Origin of the sequence: Halomonas sp. B23F22_3 (assembly GCF_043496965.1) — a bacterium.
Classification (GTDB): domain Bacteria; phylum Pseudomonadota; class Gammaproteobacteria; order Pseudomonadales; family Halomonadaceae; genus Halomonas.
The window spans coordinates 36394-55574 of the sequence record NZ_JBIEKG010000001.1; the positions used below are offsets into that span (position 1 = coordinate 36394).

Consider the following 19181-nt stretch of genomic DNA (forward strand, 5'->3'; position numbering starts at 1 on the left):
CGTATAATGCAGGGTCTTGTCTCGGGTGGCCATCCGGCCACTTCCCCACGTCCATCCAACGGTGTCCCGTCGCGCCAGCTGCCGCGACCTACTCTTATGGCGAAGAAACTCTTCATCAAGACGCACGGCTGCCAGATGAACGAGTACGATTCCGCGCGCATGGCGGATCTGCTCGGCGAATCCCATCAGCTCGAGCTCACCGACGACGAGCGCGATGCCGACGTCATCCTGCTCAACACCTGCTCCATCCGCGAGAAGGCCCAGGAGAAGGTCTTCCACCAGCTCGGTCGCTGGAAGAAGCTCAAGGAGGCCAACCCGGAACTGGTGATCGGCGTGGGCGGCTGCGTGGCAAGCCAGGAAGGCGAGGCCCTGCGCAAGCGCGCGCCCCACGTCGACATGGTGTTCGGCCCCCAGACCCTGCACCGGGTGCCGGGCATGCTCGACGCGCGCGCCGACAATCAGATCTCGGTGGTCGACGTCACCTTCCCCGAGGTCGAGAAGTTCGATCACCTGCCCAAGCCGAGCTCCGACGGCGCCACCGCCTTCGTCTCCATCATGGAGGGCTGCTCGAAGTACTGCACCTTCTGCGTGGTGCCCTACACCCGCGGCGAGGAGGTCTCGCGCCCCTTCGAGGCGGTGATGGACGAGGTCATCCACCTGGCCGACCAGGGGGTGCGCGAGATCAATCTGCTCGGGCAGAACGTCAACGCCTACCGCGGCGAGAACCGGCTCGGCGACGAGATCGACCTGGCCGAGCTGATCGCCTGCGTGGCCGCCGTCGAGGGCATCGATCGCATCCGCTTCACCACCTCGCATCCGGTGGAGTTCTCCGACAGCCTGATCGAGGCCTACGCCGAGATCCCCGAGCTGGTCAGCCACCTTCACCTGCCGGTGCAGGCCGGCTCGGACCGGGTGCTGGCCGCCATGAAGCGCGGCCACACGGTGGAGGAGTACGTCGAGAAGATGGAGCGCATCCGCGCGCTGCGCCCCGACATCAGCTTCTCCTCGGACTTCATCATCGGCTTCCCCGGCGAGACCGCCGAGGACTTCGAGTCGACCATGGACCTGATCCACCGCATCGGCTTCGATCACTCCTTCAGCTTCGTCTACTCGGCGCGCCCGGGCACCCCGGCGGCGGGACTCGAGGACGACACCCCGGAGAGCGTGAAGAAGCAGCGCCTGGCGATCCTCCAGGAGCGCATCAACCAGCAGGCGATGCAGATCAGCCGGCGCATGGTAGGCACCACCCAGCGCATCCTGGTCACCGGCTTCTCGCCCCGCGACCCCGGCCAGCTCTCGGGCCGCACCGAGAACAACCGCGTGGTCAACTTCCGCGCCGCCAATCCCTTCGAGCTGATCGGCTACTTCGTCGACGTCGAGATCAACGAGGCGCTGCCCAACTCCCTGCGCGGCGAGCTCGCCTCTCCCGAGCGCTTCTGAGTCAGCGATTGCCCCGGCTGGCGCCGGGGCAGTAAGCTGGGAGCCACATCCACAACGCACGGATCACCCAGTCTTGAGCCAGCCATCTTCTCAGGCCAATCGCATCGTCACCCTGAACCTGGAACCCAACGATCCTCGCCGCCTGGCCAACCTCTGCGGCCAGCGCGACGAGCACCTAAAGCTGGTCGAGGCACGGCTCGGCATCACCCTGCGCAACCGCGGCAACATCTTCCAGCTCGCCGGGCCGGCGCATCGCGTCAAGGCCGCCGCCAACGTGCTGGAGCATCTCTATCGGGAGACCGAGGCCAGCGACCTCGAGCCCGATACGGTGCACCTCTTCCTGCAGGAGTCCGGCCTCGAGGCGCTGGACGAGGAGGAGGGCGATGAGGCCGACGACGAGGTGCTGCTGCGCACCCCGCGCACGCTGATCAAGCCCCGCGGCCTCAACCAGCAGAGTTACGTCTCGAGCATCCGTGCCCACGACATCAACTTCGGCATCGGGCCGGCCGGCACCGGCAAGACCTACCTGGCCGTGGCCGCCGCGGTCGAGGCGCTCAACCAGCAGGAGGTGCGTCGCATCCTGCTGGTGCGCCCGGCCGTGGAGGCCGGCGAGAAGCTCGGCTTCTTGCCCGGCGACCTGGCCCAGAAGATCGACCCCTACCTGCGCCCGCTCTACGACGCCCTCTACGAGATGATCGGCTTCGAGCAGGTGGCCAAGCTGATCGAGCGCCAGGTGATCGAGATCGCCCCGCTGGCCTACATGCGCGGGCGCACCCTGAACAACGCCTTCATCATCCTCGACGAGAGCCAGAACACCACGCGCGAGCAGATGAAGATGTTCCTGACGCGCATCGGCTTCGGCTCCACGGCGGTGATCACCGGCGACGTGACCCAGGTGGACCTGCCCCGCGGCCAGACCTCGGGGCTGATCCAGGTGCTCGACGTGCTCAAGGACACGCCGGGGATCGGCGTCACCCACTTCGCCGCCAAGGACGTGGTACGCCACCCCCTGGTCCAGCGCATCATCGAGGCCTACGACCACTTCGAGGCCGAGCAGGAAGACCAGGCGCGCGCCAAGCGTGAGGCCCGCGAGCAGGAGCGTGAGGCCATCCGCCAGGAGCGTCAGGCGGGGCTGGAGCGCCGCGAACGCCAGGACGAGCGAGGCGACGCGTGAGCGAGGTCGTCGTCGATCGCCAGGTGGCCCTCGCGGCCGAGGCCCTGCCCGCCCAGGCCGACCTCGAGGCGTGGGTCGAGGCCGTGCTCGCCCGGCAGCCCGACGAGACGCGCCATGAGCTGACCATCCGCTTCGTCGACGCCGAGGAGAGCCAGGCCCTGAACCGCGACTACCGCGGCCGCGACAAGTCCACCAACGTGCTCTCCTTCCCCTTCGAGGGCCCGCCCGGGATCGAGCTGCCGCTGCTCGGCGACCTGGTGATCTGCCATCCGGTGGTGGTCCGGGAGGCCCGCGAGCAGGACAAGTCGACGCCCGCTCACTACGCTCACATGGTGATCCACGGCACCCTGCACCTGCTGGGCCACGATCACATCGACGACGACGAGGCCGAGATCATGGAGGCCCTCGAGCGCGAGATCCTGGCATCGCTGGGGATCGCCGATCCGTATCTCACCCCCAGCCCTCCGCACCGCGATACCGACAACGAGGACGAGAGAGCCGACGCATGAGCGAAGACCGATCGAGTGGCCAGGGCAACAGGTCCTGGCTCGATAAGTTGTTCAGTGCCCTGTCCAACGACAGCGATGAACCCAGCTCCCGCGGCGAGTTGCTGGAGTTCCTCCGCCAGGCGGGGTCCCGCCTGAAGCTCGACCAGGACGCCATGATGATCATCGAAGGCGCCCTGAGCATCAGCGACCAGCAGGTGCGCGAGGTGCTGATTCCCCGCTCGCAGATCACCGCGATCGCCCTCGACCAGCCCCTCGACGAGTACCTGCCGGTGATACTGGAGACCGGCCACTCCCGCTACCCGGTGATCGGCGAGAACCTCGACGAGGTCAAGGGCATCCTGCTGGCCAAGGACCTGCTGCCGCTGCTGCGCAGCGGCCAGGAGAACGGCCGCCCCTTCCAGCTCGACGAGGTGCTGCGCCCGGCGATGTTCGTGCCCGAGTCCAAGCGGCTCAACAGCCTGCTCAAGGAGTTCCAGGACACCCGCAACCACATGGCCGTGGTGGTGGACGAGTACGGCGGCACGGCGGGCATCGTCACCATCGAGGACATCCTCGAGGAGATCGTCGGCGAGATTGAGGACGAGCACGATATCGACGAGGAGATCGATATCCGCGAGCTGGGCGAGGAACGCTATGCGATCCGCGCCCTGACCCCCATCGAGGACTTCAACGAGCGCTTCGGCACGCAGTTCTCCGACGACGAGTTCGATACCCTCGGGGGCCTCGTGATGCAGCGCTTCGGTCACCTGCCGGGTCGCGGCGAGCACACCGAGCTCAGCGGCTGGCGCTTCACCGTCCTCAACGCCGACAACCGGCGCATCCGCCTGCTCGAGGCTGCGCCCTGCGACGACGGCGACGAGGAGTAACCCGCCCTCCCCTCTTCCATGGATGGATCCGATGGCTGACGTTCGCCTGCCCCCGGCCCTGGGCTGCCTGCTGGCCCTGGTGGCCGGGGGACTTACCACCCTCAGCACCGCCCCCTTCTCGCTCTGGTGGCTGGGCCCGGTCGCCGCCGGCCTGGTCTATCTCGGCCTGACCGCCCTGACGCCTCGCCAGGCCGCGCTGCGCGGCCTCTGCTACGGCATCGGCCTGTTCGGTTCCGGGGCCTCCTGGGTCTATGTCTCGATCCACGATTACGGCTACACCGGGGTGCCCCTGGCGCTGCTGCTGACGGCGCTGTTCGTCGTCGGCCTGGCGCTGTTCTTCGCGGTCACCCTGTGGGGCTATCGCCGCCTGTGCGGGCCGCGGCTCGCCGCGCTGACCTTCGCCGGCATCTGGGTGCTCGGTGAGTGGCTGCGCACCTGGCTCTTCACCGGCTTCCCCTGGCTGCTGCTGGGCAGCGCCCAGGTCGACTCGCCGCTGGCCCCCTGGGCCCCGGTGGGCGGCGTCTACCTGCTGTCGCTGATCACCGCCCTGACCGGCAGCCTCGGCGTCGAGCTGCTGCGCCGCCACTGGTGGGCCGCCGCTCCGCTCGCCGCGCTCTGGCTGGTGCCCCTGGCCCTGCCGGCCCAGTGGACGACGCCCCAGGGCGACCCGGTGCGCGTCGCGCTGCTCCAAGGCAACCTGCCCCAGCTGATCAAGTGGCGCCCCGAGGGGCAGCGTCGTGCCATCGACACCTACCTCGACCTGACCCGCGGGCTCGACGACGACGTCGACCTGGTGATCTGGCCCGAGGCCGCACTGCCGATGTTCGAGGATCAGGCCGCGCCGATTCTCGAGCGCGCCCACGCCTCGCTGCCGGCGGGCACCGAGCTTGTGACCGGTATCCTGCAGCGCGACGAGCGCGGCCTCTACTACAACAGCGTCGTCGGCCGCGGGGACGTGGAGGGCGCCTATCGCAAGGCGCACCTGGTGCCCTTCGGCGAGTACCTGCCGCTGGAGAGCCTGCTGCGCGGCGCCATCGCCTTCTTCGATCTGCCCGCCCCGGCCATGACGCCGGGCGCTGAGGGGCAGGCACCGATGCGGGTCGGCGATCTGGTCATCGGCAACGCCATCTGCTACGAGATCATCTACGCCGACCTGGTGGCCGAGCAGGCCCGGGAGGCCGGCGTGCTGCTGACGGTCTCCAATGACACCTGGTTCGGCGCCTCGATCGGGCCGCTGCAGCATCTGCAGATGGCCCGCCTGCGTGCCCTGGAGAACGGCCGCCCGGTGATCCGCACCACCAGCAACGGCGTGACCGCGATCATCGACGCCCGGGGCCGAGTCACCGCCCAGGCCCCCCAGTTCGAGACCACCGTGCTCGAGGGCGAGGTCACGGCCACCGAGGGGCTCACGCCCTTCACCCGCACCGGCAGCTGGCCCGCCTGGCTGCTCGCGGCCCTGCTGGTGCTGCCGGGACTGCGCCGGCGCCGCTGACCGGGATCGCGGTGAAGCGCGCCCTGAAGCGAAGAACCCCGCCATGGCGGGGTTCTTCGCTTCAGGGGTGTCGCTTGCGCCCTACGACTCGGCGTCGCCCAGCACCTCGGGAATGGTCATGCGCACGTAGCGCCCCGGGGCCGGCTCGAGGATATCGAGCTCGCCGTCGCCCGGTGTCCGCGCCGCCACCATCTTATCGGCATCGACATAGCCGTTCTCGGTCATCCACGCTTGCCAGTGCGGCCACCAGGAGCCCTCGTGCTGCTCGGCGCCCTCGAGCCACGCCTCGGCGGTGTCCGGCAGCTCGTCGTTGGTCCAGTAGCCGTACTTGTTCTTGCTCGGCGGATTGACGATCCCGGCGATGTGGCCGGAACCGCCCAGCACGAAGGTCACCGGCCCCTTGGGCAGCAGCGCGCCGTAGTAGGTGCTGTTCCACTTGGCGATGTGATCCTCGCGGGTGGAGATGAAGTAGCTCGGCGTGGAGATCTTGCGCAGGTCGATCTTGACCCCGTCGAGCTCGATCCCGCCGGGCTGCACCAGGCGGTTCTCCATGTACATGTGGCGCAGGTACCAGGCGTGGGTGCCCGCCGGCAGGTTGGTGCCGTCGGTGTTCCAGTAGAGCAGGTCGAAGGGCGCCGGGGCGTCCCCCTTCAGGTAGTTGTTGATGTAGAAGGACCAGAAGAGGTCGTTCTCACGCAGCAGGTTGAAGGAGTAGGCCATGACGCGGCCGTCGAGGTAGCCGTCGCGCTCGAGCTTGGCCTCGATGCCCTCGAGCACCGGCTCGGAGAGGAAGACGCCGATCTCGCCGGGGTCGCGGAAGTCCTGCAGGGTGGCCATGTAGGTCACCGACTTGACCTTGCGGCCGCGCCGCGTGCTGGTCAGGTAGGCCACCGTGGAGGCGGTCAGGGTGCCGCCGATGCAGTAGCTCAGGAGGTTGACCGACTTCTCGCCGGTGGCCTGCTCGATGGCGCCCATGGCGTCGATGGGACCCAGCTGCATGTAGTCGGCCCAGGTCAGGTCGCGCTGCTCGGGCCCCGGGTTGCGCCAGGAGATCAGGAACACGGTGTGGCCCTGCTCCACCAGCCAGCGCACCAGGGAGTTGTCCTGGCGCAGATCGAGGATGTAGTACTTGTTGATCCAGGGCGGCACCACTAGCAGCGGCGTCTTGTAGGCCTGCTCGGTGGCCGGCGCGTACTGGATCAGCTGGATCAGCTCGTTCTCGAAGACCACCGAGCCCGGCGTGACGGCGATGTTCTCGCCGATGGCGAAGGCGCTGCGATCGGTCATGGTGACGTTGAGCCCCTCGGCGGAGTTGGCCAGGTCCTCGCGCAGGCGGGCGAGCCCCTCGACCAGGTTCTGGCCGCGGGTCTCCTGGGTCTTGCGCATCACCTCGGGGTTGGTGGTCACGAAGTTGGTCGGCGCCATGGCATTGACCAGCTGGCGCGCGTAGAAGCCGAGGTTGCGCTTCTGGTCCTCCGAGAGGCCCTCCAGGCTCTCGATCAGCTCCTCCACCAGGCGCGAGAACAGCAGGTACTGCTGCATGATCGCCAGATAGTAGGGGTCCTCCCGCCAGGCGTCGTCCTTGAAGCGGCGATCTCCCTTGGCCGGGGTGACCAGCGGCTCGACGTCCTCGCCGGCCAGCCGACGCAGCGACTGCTGCCACAGCTGGGCCTGGTCCTGGAGCAGCCGCGTCTGGGTCTGCCACAGCAGGGGCGGATTTCGCATCAGCGATTCGGCGCCGGCCTGGAAGCTGCGCCGCATGTCGTCATGGACCGATTGTGCGGCGTCGCTGGGCACCATGCGCGCCAGCAGATCCTGCATCAAGGCCCGATATTCCTCGCCGATCGCCGAGAGCTGGGCGTTCCACGCCTCCAGCTCGGCCGGTGTCGGTGCTTGCACCCCTGACTGCATTGACCCCTCCTGTTGTTCCTATCGACCGTTCTTATCGACCGTCGGTAACGACCTATTCTCGTGTTGGCCGCACGCCATGCCGGCCTAGGGTTCGACGCGGCCTTGGCCGCATCGCCTCGCGACGCACTAGGCATGGCCAGAATAGATGGCCAAAACGACTGACGCCGATACCCGCGGGGCGGGTATCGGAGCGTCGTGATGACGGACGAGGAATCAGCGCTTGCGCGACGAGGACTGGCTGGTCGCCTTGGCGGGCTGCTCAGCCGGAGCGGTCTCCGGCTTGGCCGCCTGACCGGCCTTCTCGGCCTGTTCGGCGAGCTGCTTGCCGGACTCGGCGTAGAGCTTCTCGAGCTCGGCCTTGAACTCCAGGCTCATCTCGCTCATGGCCTTGGCGTCCTCGAGCATCTGCTTGGAGAGCTCGTTCATCATCTCGGCCTGACGGGCGCCGAAGTCGCGCATGCTCTCGGCATCGGTGAGCTCGCCGGCATCACGCATGCGCTCCGTGCCCATCTGGCTGTAGCGCTTCATCGACTCCATCTGATACTGAGTCATCTTCTCCATGTTGTTCAGCATCAGCGAATTGAGCTTGCGCATCGGCTCGAAGAACTGACGGGTCTGCTCGTTGAATGCATCGATCATCTTGTCCTGCATGTCGAATCCCTCCTGGCGGCTCGGTAACGAACGACTTGTTGCACTGCACAAAGACTAGTCCGCGACGCCGAGGCTTGCAACCGTATTGCGGCCGCCCCCGGCGAAGGTCGAAGAGTGGCGCGACGCCGGCCCTCAGCTCTCGCGCTTGCCGCGCGAGCGAGCGCTGGCCGTCGAGGCACGGGAACCGCTGCCGGACGACTTGCCGGAAGCCTGGGTCTTCTTGGTGGAGGACGACGACTCGCTCGAGGAGGCCTCACCGGAGGCGTCGCCGCGGCCGGAGCTGGCCGCGGCCTTGGAGAGCATGTCGAGCATCATCTGCTGGTAGTTGCCGAAGCTGGAGAGGCCCTGCGAGAGCCCCTGCGTCAGGTTCTGCGACAACCCCTGCTGCTGCAGGAAGGGCTGCATCAGGCTCATCGGATCGTACCCCTCGACGCCCGACTCCATCTGCTTCTGGATCCGGTCGAGCAGATCCTTCTGGAAGGCCTCCACGTCGGGCAGGCCCAGCGCCTGACGAAACTCCTCGGGGGTCAGGTCGAATTCGACGTTGATCTTCATGGCGTCACTCGTGTGGGTGGTCGCCTGAAGTGTAGCAGCCATGCCGCCCGGAACGGCTCAACGCAAGCGGGGGGTCGAGACCTTCACCTCGGCGTTCTGGCCGCGCTGGCGCAGCAGGTGATCCATCAGGGTCAGCGCCATCATCGCCTCGGCGATGGGCGTGGCGCGAATGCCCACGCAGGGGTCGTGGCGGCCCTTGGTGACGATCTCCACCGGCTGGCCGTGGACGTCGATGGAGCGCCCGGGCGTGGTGATGCTGGAGGTGGGCTTGAGGGCCAGGTGGGCGATGATCGCCTGGCCGCTGGAGATGCCGCCCAGCACGCCGCCGGCATGGTTGGAGAGGAAGCCCTCGGGGGTCATCTCGTCGCGGTGCTCGCTGCCCCGCTGGGCCACCGAGGCGAAGCCGTCGCCGATCTCCACGCCCTTCACCGCGTTGATGCTCATCAGGCCGTGGGCCAGCTCCGCGTCCAGGCGGTCGAAGACCGGCTCCCCCAGGCCCGGGGGCACGCCCTCGGCCACCACGCTGATCTTCGCCCCCACCGAATCCTGGTCGCGGCGCAGCTGATCCATGTAGGCCTCGAGCTCCGGCACCCGCTCGGGGTCGGGACAGAAGAAGGGGTTCTCGTCCACCGCCTCCCACTGCTTGAAGTCGATGGCGATGGGGCCGAGCTGGCTCATGTAGCCGCGCACGGTGATGCCCTGGGCGGCCAGGTACTTCTTGGCGATGGCCCCGGCCGCCACCCGCATGGCGGTCTCCCGGGCGCTGGAGCGCCCGCCGCCGCGGTAGTCGCGGATGCCGTACTTGTGGTGATAGCTGTAGTCGGCGTGGGCCGGCCGGAACTGGTCCTTGATCTTCGAGTAGTCGGTGGAGCGCTGGTCGGTGTTCTCGATCAGAAGGCCGATGGCGGTGCCGGTGGTCACGCCCTCGAAGACCCCGGAGAGGATGCGCACCCGGTCGGCCTCGCGACGCTGGGTGGTGTGGCGGGAGCTGCCGGGGCGGCGGCGGTCCAGGTCATGCTGCAGGTCCTCCTCACAGAGCAGCAGGCCCGGCGGGCAGCCATCGACGATGGCCCCCAGCGCGGGGCCGTGGCTCTCGCCGAAGGTGGTGACGGTGAAGAGCTTGCCGAAGGTGTTACCGGACATGGACGCGCCTCCTGGGGTCGGGCGATAGGGAAGAAGGGGGAATCAGGCGAAGGACGCCGCATGGGCATCGAGTTCGGCGGCGCTCAGGGCGAAGATTCCCTGGCCGCCGCGCTCGAATTCCAGCCACAGGAAGGGCACCTCGGGGAAGGCCGCTTCCAGGTGGTGATCGGAGTTGCCGACCTCGACGATCAGCACGCCGTCGTCGGTGAGGTGGTCGCGGGCCTCGCGCAGGATGCGCCGGACGATGTCCAGCCCGTCCTGGCCCGCGCCCAGCGCCAGCGCCGGCTCGTGGCGGAACTCGGCGGGCATGGTGGTGAGGTCGCGACTGTCCACGTAGGGCGGATTGGAGACGATCAGCTCAAAGCGACGGCCTTTGAGGCCCGCGAAGAGGTCGGACTCCACGGCGCGCACCCGCTCCCCCACGTCGTGGCGGGTGATGTTGCGGCGCGCCACCGCCAGGGCCTCGGGGCTGATGTCGGCCAGGTCGACCTCGCAGGTCGGCAGGTGCAGCGCCGTGGCGATGCCGATGCAGCCCGAGCCGGTGCACAGGTCCAGCACCCGGGCGGGCGGCTCGTCGGGGAACCAGGCGGCGAAGCCGTGCTCGATGAGCTCGGCGATGGGCGAACGCGGGATCAGCACCCGCTCGTCGACGCTGAACGGCAGGCCGGCGAAGAAGGCCTCGCCCAGCAGGTAGGGCAGCGGCCGGCGCGTCTCGATGCGCGCCCGCACCAGCGCCACGATGCGCGCGCGCTCCATGGGCAGCAGCCGCGCCTCGAGCACCGCCGGGTCGACGTTCCAGGGCAGGTGCAGGGCGCCCAGGGTCAGCGCCACGGCCTCGTCCCAGGCGGAGGCGGTGCCGTGGCCGTAGTGCAGGCCGGCCAGGTGGAACTCGCTGGCGGCCCAGCGCAGGCAGTCGCGCAGGGTAATCAGGCCTTCGCTCAAGGCCTCGTCGGTCAGCACGAGGGTGGACGTAGACGCGTCGGAGAGAGATTCGGCCACGGGGCTTCCTGGAGTCGGGTGTTCGGGAATGACGACGCCAGATTGTAACCGGGCGCGCGGTTCACAGCCACGGCTGGGGCGGTATACTGGCGTCTCGCTCCTCTACCCGATGGTCCCATGAGTCGAGATCGCCACGTCCCGGACGACGACGAGATCACCGCCTTCCGCCAGGCCCTGCAAGAGGCCGGAGTGCGCCCCCTTGCCAGCAACCGGGCCGATCCCGGTCGCCGGCGCCGGGGCGACGTCGCCGCGGCCGAACGGCGCGCGGCCGCCACCACGGTCGCCGATGATCTCGCCGGCGGCGGGCGCACCTCGGATGGCCGGGTGGAGCCGGTACGGCCCTCGGAATTCCTCGACTTCGCCCTCCCCGACCTGCCCTGGCGCACGCGCCAGCAGCTCAAGCGCGGGCGCCTCGCCTGGGAGGCGGGGCTCGACCTGCACGGCCACACCCTGGAGGAGGCGCGGGAAGAGCTCGAGGCCTTCCTGCGCGACGCCTGCGACCGCCGGCGACGCTGCGTGCTGGTGGTCCACGGCAAGGCCTGGGGCAGCACCCGCGACTACCCGGTGATCAAGAGCCATGTGAACGCCTGGCTGCGGGAGTGGCCCAGCGTGCTGGCCTTCTGCTCGGCCACCACGATCGACGGCGGCACCGGGGCGGTCTACGTGCTGCTGCGCCGTCGCGGCGCCGACGCCTGAGCGGCCCACCGCCGTCCCGTGATGCCGGCATGACGCCTCAGGACGGAGCCTTCTCCTCGCCCGTTTCTTCTCCCGTTTCTTCTCCCGTCGGCTCGACGACGATCGCCTGATCGCCCCAGCCCGGATGGGTCAGCCCCTCGAAGCGATCCAGGGCGTCCACCGCCAGGTGGCGGCCGAGGCTGATCAGGGCCTCGGCGCGGTGAAACTCGTAGGCGCCGCACACCGTCTTGGGCACCTCGATCAGCACGTCCGGGGGGTAGCCCGCCACCTTGTACTTGGCCAGCGCCGCCTGGGTGATGTCGAAGGAGGCCAGCACCATGTCCAGGCGCCCCCACTCCCGACGATCGCGCTCCAGGGTCTCGTCCGCCTGGCTCTTCCTGCCGGCGCTGCCGTTACCGTTGGAGTGGCCGTTGGTATTGCCGAGGCCGTCGAACAGCCGCCGAGCGGCGCCGCGTACCCCGTCGATCCAGCTGGCGAAGTCGACGCCGCCAGCGTCGCGGGCCTCCTCCCGGGCCTGCTCCTGGGCGGCCTCTTCCGGGGGCAGCAGCTCCTCGAGGCTCACCGGCCGGGGGCTGTGGGCGGTGACGTTGACCGCCATCACGAAATCCGCCTGGGCCGACACCGTGGGGATGATCGGCAGCGGGTTGAGCAGCCCGCCGTCGACCAGCACCTGATCACCGCGATGCACCGGGGTGATCACCCCGGGTACCGCGATGGAGGCGCGGATCGCCTCGAGCAGCGAGCCACTCTGGAACCACACCTCGCGCTGGCGGGTCAGGTCGGTGGCGACCGTGGTCACGGCAACATCCAGGTCCTCGATGCGGATATCGTCGATCAGGCTCTCGAGCTTGCCCATCACCTTATTGGCGCGCATGGCGCCCATCGGGCTCCAGGTGACGTCGACCAGCCGCAGCACGTCGAAGTAGTCGAGTTGGCAGACCCAGTCGCGGTAGGCGTCGAGCTTGCCCGCCGCATAGACCCCGCCGACCAGGGCGCCCATGGAACAGCCCGAGATCGCCACCACGCGATAGCCGCGGGCCTCGAGCTCCTCGATCACCCCGATGTGCGCGTAGCCGCGCGCCCCGCCGCTGCCGAGCACCAGGGCCACCGTCTTGTCTCGAGGGCTTGCCATCTGCTGCTGTCGATTCATGATCCGCCCTCCCTCTCGTGCGTGCGCTCAGGCGCTCTCTCGCGGGCATGCCAGTCGGCGATGACCCTCGCCACCTCCCCCGTCGCGACCGGCTCCAGGTGCAGGTGGTGGCCACCCGGCAGCACGCGGCGCGTGAGGTCCGCCACCTCGGCCCGCGCCCGGCGTGCCCGGGGACGATCGCCCAGGATGCCGGAGTCCCCCTCCACCAGCAGCACCGGCGCGCGCAGCGCGCGCAGCATGGCGGAGAGCTGCTCGGGGCAGAGCCGCACCGGCGAGGGGCGCAGCAGGCGCGCATCGGTGCGCAGCCGGACCCGCCCGCCGGGCAGCTCCTCGAGGTTTCGCAGCATCAGCGGGCGCGCCGTCTCGGCATCGATGGGCGTCGCCCCGCCGGCGACCCGCGCCGCCACGGCGGCCTCACTATCAGGATAGCTCGGTGCCCGGGAGCCAGGAGGGCTGGGTGTCCGTGTGTCAGAGACGCTCGGTGGCCGGGAGCGAGCACGCCGAACAGCGAGCAGCCCCTTGCGCAGCTGGGCGGGGGCATCGTCGGCCGGGGTGGTCAGCGCGCCCAGTCCATCGATCAGCACCAGCGTCTCGACCCGCTCGGGCAGCGCGGCCGCAGCCAGGCAGGCCACCCCGGCGCCCATGGAGTGGGCCAGCAGGGTCATCCGCGAGAGACCGAGCTCGTCGCCGGCATCGAGCAGGTCGTGGATATAATCCCACAGCGCATAGCCGCCGTGGCGGTGCGCCGAGAGGCCGTGGCCGGCGAAGTCCAGGGCCACCACGCGGATCCCGAGGCGCTCGACCAGGCGCGGGGCCAGGCGCGAGAAGCTCGCGGCATTGTCCAGCCAGCCGTGCAGGGCGAGCCAGGTGGGGGCCGCGGGATCGCCCCAGGCCAGGGCGGCCAGGCGCCCACCGGCAAGGCTCAGGGGCTGAGGCTGGGAATCGCTCATGACGGCCGCCCGAGCAGCTCGTCGATCATCGCCACCAGGGCCGTGCGGGTCTCCTCGGGGACCTCCATGGGAAACATGTGCCCCCCCGAGACCTCGGCGACGCGCACCCCGCGGCGGCGCAGCCGGCGCCGGCGATGGGCGGTGAGCACCCGGGACTCACGGCCCGCGATCACGCCGAGGGGGACCTGGACCCGGGCGGGCAGGTCATCCAGGTGATCGGGCAGGTGGCGAAAGATCTGCACCTCGATGTCGGGATCGTAGATCAGCACCACGCGGCCATCGTCGAGTTCCCGGGTGCCACCGTCCACGTAGTCGTGCAGGGCCCGGTCGGTGAAGCCGCGAAACAGCCCTCGGCGGCGCAGGTACTGGACCATCGCCTCCCGGCTGGGCCAGCTGTCGCGGCGCCCCAGGGTACGGCCGGCCGGGGTGACGCGATCGGCCAGCTTCAACCGCTTGGCGGCCTTCATGACCAGGGCGTCCAGGCCGAGCATCAGCGGCGGGTCGAGCATCACCACGCCGTGGAAGCGCTCGGGCGCGTGCTCGGCGGCCATCGCCATCAGCACCCCGCCCATGGAGTGGCCGACGCCGATGATCGGCCCGGGACGCTCGGCGAGGTGCTCGAGGAGCTCATCGCGCAGCGCCAGCCAGTTGTGCCCCACCGGGAAGTCGGGGTGATGGCCGAGGCGATCCAGCGGATGCACGTCGAAGCGTTCGGCCAGCGGTGCCAGGAAGCTGCGATAGCTCTGCCCCGGGAAGCCGTTGGCATGGGCGAAGACGAGAGGACGGCGCGAGGTATGATCGGATCGGCGCATGGAGGCTCCTTCTGGGGGCAGCCGGCCGGTGCCCTTCTGGCGATAGCAGGCTAACGGGATTACCATGGTTCGCCAAGTCGTCCTTTGGCGGCAACCCCACCGAGAGGAGCTTACCTTGGCCGATCCCCGCAAGCCCACCCGCGATACCCGCGCCCGCAACCGGGTGTTCTTCATCACCGTGATCACCGCCGTGGCCGTCGGCCTCTGGCTGGCGCGCTAGGCCATGGGGCTCACGGCGCTCTTCCTTCAGACCCTCGAGATCACCCTGCCGGTCTTCGCCATGGTGTTCATCGGCCTGGGGCTGAAGCGCGCCCGCTGGATCGACCCCGCCTTCGTCTCCACCGCCTCTCAGCTGGTGTTCAAGGCGACCCTGCCGACGCTGGTCTTTCTCAGCATCATTCGCGCCGACCTGGAGGCCAGCCTCGACCCGGCGCTGCTCGGCTTCTACGCCCTGGCAACCCTCGCCAGCGTGCTGCTGTGCTGGGGATGGGCGAGCCTGCGGGTGCCCTATCGAGAGCGCGGGGTCTATATCCAGGGGGCCTTTCGCGGCAACTGCGGCATCGTCGGCCTGGCGCTCGCCGCGGGGATGTACGGCGACGTCGGTCTCTCCACCGGCAGCCTGCTGCTGGGGGTGGTGATACTGACCTACAACGCCTGCTCGGTGATCGTGCTGGTCGCCTATCAGCAAGATCGGCAGCAAGAGCAACGCGCCGACTGGCGCGGCATGCTACGCCATATCGCCACCAACCCGCTGATCCTCGCGGTGGCCGCGGCCGTGCCGGTGGCCGTGTCGGGCTGGACGCTGCCCGGCTGGCTGGCCACCTCCGGTGACTACTTCGCCTCGCTGACCCTGCCGCTGGCGCTGATCTGCATCGGCGCCACGCTCTCGTTTGGCGAGGTGCGCCACTCCGGTCGCCTGGCACTCGGCGCCAGCCTGCTGAAGATGGTCACCCTGCCCGCGCTCACCACCGGCGCCGCCTGGCTGGTCGGCTTCGAGGGGCCGGCGCTCGGGGTGATGTTCCTGTTCTTCTCAAGCCCCACCGCCGCCGCCGCCTTCGTGATGGCCAAGGCGATGGGCGCCAACGCCGCCCTCACCGCCAACATCGTCGCCCTGACCACCCTGATGGCGAGCCTGACGATCACCCTGGGTGCCTTCGGCCTGACCGCCGCCGGGGTGATCTGACGACGATGAGGGCGTCGCTCAGGCGCCGATGCCGCGCGCCTGGGTGCCCTCCACCACCTCGAACTGCTCGATGCCGCCGCCCTCGGCGGTGGCCTCGGCCGGCAGCGGATCGGCATGGGCGCGCTTGAAGTCGTCACTGCCGACCCAGGCGCGGAAGGCTTCCTGACTCTCCCACTCCGTCTCCACCACGTAGGGCGCCTGGTTGCCCTGGGGGCGCAGCACGCGCATGGCTTTGAACCCGGGCTGGGTGTCGATCTCCCCGGCCCGGGCGCGGAAGCGCGCCTCGAACTCCTCCTCGAAGCCCGGGTTCACATGGATGCGATTCGTGACGATATAGCTCATCTCGGTTCCTCAATGCTCTCTTGCCAGCCGAAAGGTGCGCCTCCCAGGGACAAGCCTCCACAAGGACGCTGTGAACCTATCCTTGGGCGCTACTTTTGCCATCCTTGGCAAAAGACCCTCGCTACGCCTTGTCCCTGGTACTCGTACTGCCGAAAGCTCAGTCAATAAGGTCGGCGGGCGTGGTGAAGTGCGCCAGGCGGGCGCAGCCGGCGGCGCGCACCTCGGCCGTGAGCTCGGCCATGGCCGCCGTGACGAAGCCGGGGCCGCGCTCGGCGCGCCCTTCCACCAGCAGGCCGGTGAGGGCGGCGACCAGCGGCATGTGGCTGACCAGCATCAGCGGACGATCGTCGGGCTCGTCGAGCAGCCAGTCGATCACCGCGCCGGGCGGGTCGTCGGGGGTGATCAGCGCCAGGGTCTCCACCTCGAGCCCCAGCGGCGCGGCGATGCGTGCCGCCGTCTGCCGGGCCCGCCGGTAGGGACTCGCCAACAGGCGCAGGCGCGTCGTGTCGAGATCGGTGCGCGACGCGAGCCAGCACCCCATGCGCTCGGCCTCGCGCTCGCCGCGTGCGGTGAGGGCGCGCTCGGCGTCCGGCGCGCCGGGCGCGGCCTCGCCGTGGCGCATGATCAGCAGTCGATTGGCGCCTGGTGCCGTCATGCCGCCCCCCCGCCATCGCGGCGATCCTGGCGGACATCGGCGCGGGGCAGCACGAACTCCACGTCGCTGCTCTGCTCGCCCTGCATCAGCAGCCGCGCCATCTCCCGGGCCGGCACGCCGGCGAAGAGCACCTGGTAGAGCCCCTCGGCCAGCGGCATGTAGACGCCATCCTCGCGGGCCTTGTCGCGCACCAGGCGCACGGTGTTGACGCCCTCGGCGACCTGGCCCAGGGCCTCGACGGCCTCCTCGAGGGTGCGCCCCTCGCCCAGGGCCTGACCCACGCGATAGTTGCGGGAGAGCGCCGAGGAGCAGGTGACGATCAGGTCGCCGACGCCGGCGAGCCCCAGGAAGGTCATGGGGTTGGCGCCCTGGTTCACCGCGAAGCGGCTCATCTCGGCCAGCGCCCGGGTCATCAGCATGCTGCGGGTGTTCTCGCCCATGCCCAGCGCCGCCGCCATGCCCGCGGCGATGGCGTAGATGTTCTTCAGCGCGCCACCGAGCTCCACGCCGAAGCGGTCGTTGCTGGCATAGACCCGGAAGTACTCGCAGCCCAGCGCCGTCTGCACCCGGGTGCGGGTCTCGGCGTCGTCGCTGGCGATCACCGTGGCCGTGAGCTGCTTCTGGGCGACCTCCGAGGCGAGGTTCGGGCCCGAGATCACCCCGATGTGGGGAAAGCCGGTCTCCTCCTCGAGGAGCTCGCTCATCAGCTTGAAGCCCTCCTCCTGGATCCCCTTGGTCGTGCTGACCAGTATCTGGCGCTCATCAAGGAAGGGGCGCGCCTGGCGCACCACCTCGCGGAAGGCCTTGGAGGGAATCGACACCAGCACCAGGCCGGCCCCCTCGAGCACCTCGTCCATGGCGGTGGAGGCCACCACCGCGGGGTTGATGGCGTAATCGGGCAGGTAGCGGCCGTTGCGGTGTTCGCGGTTGATCTGCGCCGCCAGCTCGGGGTCGCGCAGCCACTGGCGCACCTCGGCCCCGTTGTCGGCGGCGATGCTCGCAAGCGCCGTGCCGAAGCTGCCGCCGCCGAGCACCGCCACGCGCATGGGTTGGTCTGACATGATCGCCCCGGAAAACTGAATGGATGAGGGATTGTAACGAAAAAACGCCCCGTGAAGGGGCGTCTGGAGTGGCCCGTTGACGCGACGGGCCGGTCGATGGGAAGCCACCCCCGGGCCGACCAGCGGCCCGGGGGTGCCGGGGTCAGTCGATCAGATGCAGCAGCGAGTCGATGCTCGATCTGGCATCACCGTAGAACATCCGGGTGTTCTCCTTGAAGAACAGCGGGTTCTCGATACCGGAGTAGCCGGTCCCCTGGCCGCGCTTGCAGACGAACACCTGCTTGGCCTCCCACACCTTGAGTACCGGCATGCCGGCGATCGGGCTGTTGGGGTCTTCCTGGGCCGCGGGATTGACGATGTCGTTGGAGCCGATGACGATCACCACGTCGGTGGAGGCGAAGTCATCGTTGATCTCGTCCATCTCCAGCACGATGTCGTAGGGCACCTTGGCCTCGGCCAGCAGCACGTTCATGTGGCCCGGCAGGCGGCCGGCGACCGGGTGGATGCCGAAGCGCACCTCCTTGCCGGCGGCACGCAGCTTGCGGGTCAGCTCGCTGACCGCGTTCTGCGCCTGGGCCACCGCCATGCCGTAGCCCGGCACGATGATCACGCTGTCGGCATCGTTCAGCGCACTGGAGACGCCGCCGGCGTCGATGGCCACCTGCTCGCCCTCGATCTCCGCTGCGGGGCCCTGAGTGCCACCGAAGCCGCCCAGGATGACGTTGACGAAGTTGCGGTTCATCGCCTTGCACATGATGTACGACAGGATCGCACCCGAGGAACCCACCAGGGCGCCGGTGACGATCAGCAGGTCGTTGGAGAGCGTGAAGCCGATGGCCGCCGCGGCCCAGCCGGAGTAGCTGTTGAGCATCGACACCACCACCGGCATGTCGGCGCCGCCGATGCCCATGATCAGGTGGTAGCCGATGAAGAACGCCAGCGCCGCCAGCACCAGCAGGGTCCAGAAGCCGGCGCCGTTGAGGTAGAGGATGGCCAGCAGCAGCGAGAGCGCCGCCGCACCGGCGTTGAGCAGGTGCCCGCCGGGCAGCTGCTTGGGCTTGCCGTCGACCTTGCCGGCGAGCTTGCCGAAGGCGATCACGGAGCCGGTGAAGGTCACCGCGCCGATGAAGATGCCCAGCACCACCTCGACCTGCAGGAAGGTGAGCTCGGCCGGGGTCTTCTCGGCCACCAGGGCGGCGAACGCCGAGAACTCCTGGTACGTGGCCTCGATGGCGCGGGCCGCCATCACCCGGCGCCGCTCCAGGTCGGCGTTCCAGGCCACGAACACCGCGGCCAGGCCGACGAAGCTGTGCAGCGCCGCCACCAGCTGCGGCATCTCGGTCATGTCGACCTTGCCGGCCACGTAGACGCCGATGCCCGCCCCGATGGCCATCATCGGGATCATCCACCAGTAGCCGCCGATGCCCGGCCCGAAGGCGGTGAAGAAGACCGCCACGGCCATGCCGACGATGCCGTACCAGACGGCGCGCTTGGCCTTCTCCTGGTTACTCAGTCCCCCCAGCGAGAGGATGAACAGTACACTTGCCGCGATTGCCGCGGCAGAAACGAATCCTTGACCCAACATGTCGTCT

19 protein-coding genes are annotated in these 19181 nt (G+C 69.2%); 7 read left to right on the forward strand and 12 right to left on the reverse strand.

Annotated features, from left to right (window positions below; genetic code table 11):
* Positions 1-96 precede the first annotated feature (96 nt).
* From miaB to lnt, 5 genes are all read left to right on the forward strand, one after another.
* The gene (miaB, locus tag ACGTNG_RS00165) at positions 97-1440 is read left to right on the forward strand and encodes a tRNA (N6-isopentenyl adenosine(37)-C2)-methylthiotransferase MiaB (protein WP_394574812.1); all 1344 of its coding nucleotides are present in this window, start codon (positions 97-99) and stop codon (positions 1438-1440) included.
* A gap of 73 nt (positions 1441-1513) precedes the next feature.
* Positions 1514-2614: a PhoH family protein gene (locus ACGTNG_RS00170; RefSeq protein ID WP_394574813.1), complete on the forward strand. Its 1101-nt coding sequence runs from the start codon at positions 1514-1516 to the stop codon at positions 2612-2614.
* Positions 2611-3123: an rRNA maturation RNase YbeY gene (gene ybeY, locus ACGTNG_RS00175; RefSeq protein ID WP_394574814.1), complete on the forward strand. Its 513-nt coding sequence runs from the start codon at positions 2611-2613 to the stop codon at positions 3121-3123. Before ACGTNG_RS00170 ends, ybeY begins: the two co-directional genes overlap by 4 nt.
* Positions 3120-3989, forward strand: coding sequence for a CorC family transporter (locus ACGTNG_RS00180; protein WP_394574815.1), 870 nt, complete (start codon positions 3120-3122; stop codon positions 3987-3989). The genes ybeY and ACGTNG_RS00180 overlap by 4 nt, the downstream gene beginning before the upstream one ends.
* Positions 3990-4020: 31 nt before the next feature.
* Positions 4021-5481, forward strand: a complete 1461-nt coding sequence (lnt, locus tag ACGTNG_RS00185) for an apolipoprotein N-acyltransferase (RefSeq protein WP_394574816.1) — start codon at positions 4021-4023, stop codon at positions 5479-5481.
* A gap of 81 nt (positions 5482-5562) precedes the next feature.
* Here the strand turns inward: lnt and phaC are convergent, their stop codons facing one another.
* From phaC to prmB, 5 genes are all read right to left on the reverse strand, one after another.
* Positions 5563-7392 (reverse strand): class I poly(R)-hydroxyalkanoic acid synthase, encoded by a 1830-nt coding sequence (gene phaC / locus ACGTNG_RS00190; protein ID WP_394574817.1) that lies wholly within the window; start codon positions 7390-7392, stop codon positions 5563-5565.
* 213 nt (positions 7393-7605) lie between these two features.
* Positions 7606-8043, reverse strand: coding sequence for a phasin family protein (locus ACGTNG_RS00195; RefSeq protein ID WP_394574818.1), 438 nt, complete (start codon positions 8041-8043; stop codon positions 7606-7608).
* A 132-nt stretch (positions 8044-8175) separates the two neighbouring features.
* Positions 8176-8598, reverse strand: a complete 423-nt coding sequence (locus tag ACGTNG_RS00200) for a hypothetical protein (protein WP_394574819.1) — start codon at positions 8596-8598, stop codon at positions 8176-8178.
* A gap of 57 nt (positions 8599-8655) precedes the next feature.
* The gene (gene aroC, locus ACGTNG_RS00205; RefSeq protein WP_394574820.1) at positions 8656-9741 is read right to left on the reverse strand and encodes a chorismate synthase; all 1086 of its coding nucleotides are present in this window, start codon (positions 9739-9741) and stop codon (positions 8656-8658) included.
* 42 nt (positions 9742-9783) lie between these two features.
* On the reverse strand, positions 9784-10740 hold the full coding sequence (gene prmB / locus ACGTNG_RS00210; RefSeq protein WP_394574821.1) for a 50S ribosomal protein L3 N(5)-glutamine methyltransferase: 957 nt from the start codon (positions 10738-10740) through the stop codon (positions 9784-9786).
* A gap of 117 nt (positions 10741-10857) precedes the next feature.
* Between prmB and ACGTNG_RS00215 the strand changes: the two genes are divergently transcribed.
* A complete protein-coding gene (locus ACGTNG_RS00215) occupies positions 10858-11436 on the forward strand; it encodes a Smr/MutS family protein (protein WP_394574822.1) in 579 nt (192 codons plus the stop codon).
* A 37-nt stretch (positions 11437-11473) separates the two neighbouring features.
* On the opposite strand, the gene ACGTNG_RS00220 is transcribed toward ACGTNG_RS00215, so the two are convergent.
* From ACGTNG_RS00220 to ACGTNG_RS00230, 3 genes are read right to left on the reverse strand one after another with little or no spacing between them, the layout of a single operon-like run.
* A complete protein-coding gene (locus ACGTNG_RS00220) occupies positions 11474-12586 on the reverse strand; it encodes a patatin-like phospholipase family protein (RefSeq protein ID WP_394574823.1) in 1113 nt (370 codons plus the stop codon).
* Positions 12583-13536: an alpha/beta fold hydrolase gene (locus ACGTNG_RS00225; RefSeq protein ID WP_394574824.1), complete on the reverse strand. Its 954-nt coding sequence runs from the start codon at positions 13534-13536 to the stop codon at positions 12583-12585. Before ACGTNG_RS00225 ends, ACGTNG_RS00220 begins: the two co-directional genes overlap by 4 nt.
* Positions 13533-14348 (reverse strand): alpha/beta fold hydrolase, encoded by an 816-nt coding sequence (locus ACGTNG_RS00230; protein WP_394574825.1) that lies wholly within the window; start codon positions 14346-14348, stop codon positions 13533-13535. The genes ACGTNG_RS00225 and ACGTNG_RS00230 overlap by 4 nt, the downstream gene beginning before the upstream one ends.
* A 223-nt stretch (positions 14349-14571) precedes the next feature.
* On the opposite strand from ACGTNG_RS00230, the gene ACGTNG_RS00235 reads away from it, so the two are divergent.
* Positions 14572-15531 (forward strand): AEC family transporter, encoded by a 960-nt coding sequence (locus ACGTNG_RS00235; protein ID WP_394574826.1) that lies wholly within the window; start codon positions 14572-14574, stop codon positions 15529-15531.
* A gap of 18 nt (positions 15532-15549) precedes the next feature.
* Here ACGTNG_RS00235 and ACGTNG_RS00240 read toward each other — a convergent pair whose 3' ends face one another.
* The 4 genes from ACGTNG_RS00240 to ACGTNG_RS00255 all read right to left on the reverse strand — a co-directional run bounded on the left by ACGTNG_RS00240 (position 15550) and on the right by ACGTNG_RS00255 (position 19174).
* On the reverse strand, positions 15550-15873 hold the full coding sequence (locus ACGTNG_RS00240; protein ID WP_394574827.1) for an antibiotic biosynthesis monooxygenase family protein: 324 nt from the start codon (positions 15871-15873) through the stop codon (positions 15550-15552).
* Positions 15874-16030: 157 nt separating this feature from the next.
* A complete protein-coding gene (gene sixA / locus ACGTNG_RS00245; RefSeq protein ID WP_394574828.1) occupies positions 16031-16528 on the reverse strand; it encodes a phosphohistidine phosphatase SixA in 498 nt (165 codons plus the stop codon).
* Positions 16525-17589 (reverse strand): NAD(P)H-dependent glycerol-3-phosphate dehydrogenase, encoded by a 1065-nt coding sequence (locus ACGTNG_RS00250; protein ID WP_394574829.1) that lies wholly within the window; start codon positions 17587-17589, stop codon positions 16525-16527. The genes sixA and ACGTNG_RS00250 overlap by 4 nt, the downstream gene beginning before the upstream one ends.
* 142 nt (positions 17590-17731) lie before the next feature.
* On the reverse strand, positions 17732-19174 hold the full coding sequence (locus tag ACGTNG_RS00255; RefSeq protein ID WP_394574830.1) for an NAD(P)(+) transhydrogenase (Re/Si-specific) subunit beta: 1443 nt from the start codon (positions 19172-19174) through the stop codon (positions 17732-17734).
* Positions 19175-19181: the final 7 nt, after the last annotated feature.